The sequence below is a fragment of the Alkalilacustris brevis genome (assembly GCF_003350345.1).
Taxonomy (GTDB): Bacteria; Pseudomonadota; Alphaproteobacteria; order Rhodobacterales; family Rhodobacteraceae; genus Alkalilacustris; species Alkalilacustris brevis.
On record NZ_QNVJ01000023.1, the window covers coordinates 1 to 2,465 of the forward strand.

The window sequence follows — 2,465 nt, forward strand, 5'->3', positions numbered from 1 at the left end:
CAGCCCGCTCTCCGGCTCGAATTCGGTGCCGTCAAAGGCGAGCGTCCGGTCATGATCGGTAAAGCCGAAACTCACGCCGTCGGCGCGGGTGATCCGCCAGCACCAGGCGAGCGTGGTCGTGCCCGCGTCGAGATGCGCCTGTAGCGCAGGGTCGAGCTGCTTCATCGCCGGATCTCCAGCAGGGGAATGGAAGTGATCGAGCCCAGCCGCTCTATGTCGAGCGTGACGTCCAGAGTGTCGGTGTCGAAGCGCACTGGTACGTCGAACTCGAAACCCGCAGTGACCACGACGCCGCTGGCAGGCGCTGTGTCGAAGCTCACCACGCCGGTGGTCGTGTCGATGGACCAGCCGCTGGCCTGTTCCGTGCCATCGAGGGCAATGCGCACCGTGTCCGCGACCGGCTTGGTGATCACCCGCGTCCAGGTCTGGCTGCCCGAGCTGTATCGCTTGACCAGCTGGAACACCGAGGTCGCGCCGTCGCCCTCACCGATCAGCTGATCCTGTGGTCCGGGCGCCTTTGATGGCAGGCCGGACTTGTAATCCGCCCAATCCTTGAAACGGAACCCGTGCAGGCGCCCGTTGCGTGCCTCGAAGAAGGCCACGACAGCGGCCAGATCGTCGGCGCGGCGGATGCCATAGGCCACATCGTAGCGGCGGCGCGAATTGGCCCAGCTGGCATTGCGCTCTTCGTCACCCGAGGCCAGCTCGACGATCTGCGTGCGCCGCTCCGGCCCGCCGCGCGCGCCCCGGCCGATGTTGTCCGGGAACCGGACCTCGTGAAACGCCATCACATGCCTCGCCTGCCGAGATTGACCGCGCGCGCGATATCCGCGGCAACCTGTGTCCTCGACTGGCGAAAGCTCTCGGCGTCGCGCGCCATGATGGTGACATTCACGGTGGTGCCGCCATCAGTGCGCCCACCGTAGCCCGAGGCTTCCCGTCGCGAGAGCACCCGCTCGCCGCGTTGCAGGATCGCGGGGACTTCATCCGGCCTCAGCCCGGCCCAGCCACCGGAGTGCATCCGCGGCGCACCCGCGAAGGCCAGCGCGGGGACCATGCGCGCGGGGGCAGGACCACCCACAACGCCACCCGCGTGCAGGACGGACGCGAACATGCCGCCCGCGCCGCCAAGCACCCCTGACAGCAGCCCCGCCAGCGGGCCGAGGATGAAGCGCCGCGCCGCGAGCCGGGCCAGATCGGCGATCATCGAGGTCACCAGATCGCGGAAGTCGAGCTTGCCCTTGCGCACGAAGTCGGCAACGGCGGTCTCGGCGGACCGGAATGCGCCCACCAGCGCATCCCCGATATCGCTACCGATCTCGCGGGTCCGGGTTGCGTAGTCCGACAGCGCCGCCGTCACTGCCTGCCAGCCGGTCAGCGCCACGGCCGCGCCGCTGCCCGTCTCTTCCCCCGCTCGGCGTCCGGCGGCGCCCGCGCGCCCCGCAGCGGCTTCGGCCTCGTCCAGAGCCTCGGCCACCCGCCGCGCCCCGGCGCTCGCGGCATCGAGCGCATCCTCTGTCTCGTCCCCCGAGCCCTGAACCGCTGCCACCAGCGCGGCGACTGCCTCGCGCAGACCATCGAAGGCCGTGGCGCGGGTTTCTGCGGCGCGCTCGCGGAAGCGGTCGGCGGCGACACCGGCATTGCTGGCGGCATGGTCCAGCATCGAGGCCCAGGACTGCGCTCCGAACCAGTCGATCTGCAGATCCGAGCCGATGCGCTCGGACACCGCATTGAAGGTCGGGCCGATCTGGCCGAGGAAATCGGCCCATTTGCCCGCAAGGAAGGCCATGAGCCGCGTCCAGACGCCCTCGATATCGGCGCGCATGGCGCGGAAGTCCTCAGTGAAGGAGCCGAGATAGCGGCCCATGCCGTCCCAGACCGCGCGCGCCACATCCGCCATCAGCTCGAGCGCATTGCCGAAACCCCCGGCGCCGGAGACGAGCCGCCCGAACTGATAGACCAATTCGCCCGCACCGACGATCAACGCCCCGATGCCCGTCCGGATCAGCGCACCGCGGAGCACCACGAGCGCCGTGGCCAGCCCGCGCACGGACAGCGCGGCGACGGCCAGCCCTGCCACCCAGCGCCCGGCCATGAAGGCAGCAAAGCTCGCGACAATGCTGGCCAGTCGTCCGAGATTGTCGAACAGCCCCCGGATCGCCTGCCCGAGCAGGCCGGTCGTGCGGGCGACAGCCGCCATGGTATCGGCCACGGCCTCCAGCGCCGGGGCTGCAGCAACTGCCAGCTGGTTCGACAGCCCCCGCCAGATCAGCCCCAGCCGGGAGATGGCGTCATTGGTCCGCTCGATCTGCGCGGCGTCCTGCTCTGAGACCACGACGCCGAAATCGCGCACGTCCGCTGTCGCCTGCCGCAGCGTGGCGCTGTCGATGCGCCCGAACACCAGCGCGGCGCGGTCGCCGAAGAGCTGCGAGGCCACCGCCGCGCGCTCGGCCTCGGGCACGAAC

The 2,465-nt window shown here is 70.2% G+C and carries 3 protein-coding genes; all 3 read right to left on the reverse strand.

From position 1 onward, the window contains the following. On the reverse strand, nucleotides 1-165 hold a 165-nt coding region (locus DQ229_RS03565), incomplete at its 3' end, for a baseplate hub domain-containing protein (RefSeq protein WP_114964907.1). Then, nucleotides 162-788, reverse strand: a complete 627-nt coding sequence (locus DQ229_RS03570) for a DUF2460 domain-containing protein (RefSeq protein ID WP_114964908.1) — start codon at nucleotides 786-788, stop codon at nucleotides 162-164. The genes DQ229_RS03565 and DQ229_RS03570, both read right to left, overlap by 4 nt. Next, nucleotides 788-2,465 (reverse strand): phage tail tape measure C-terminal domain-containing protein (locus tag DQ229_RS03575; RefSeq protein WP_114964909.1); only part of this gene is annotated, 1,678 nt, incomplete at its 5' end. The genes DQ229_RS03575 and DQ229_RS03570, both read right to left, overlap by 1 nt.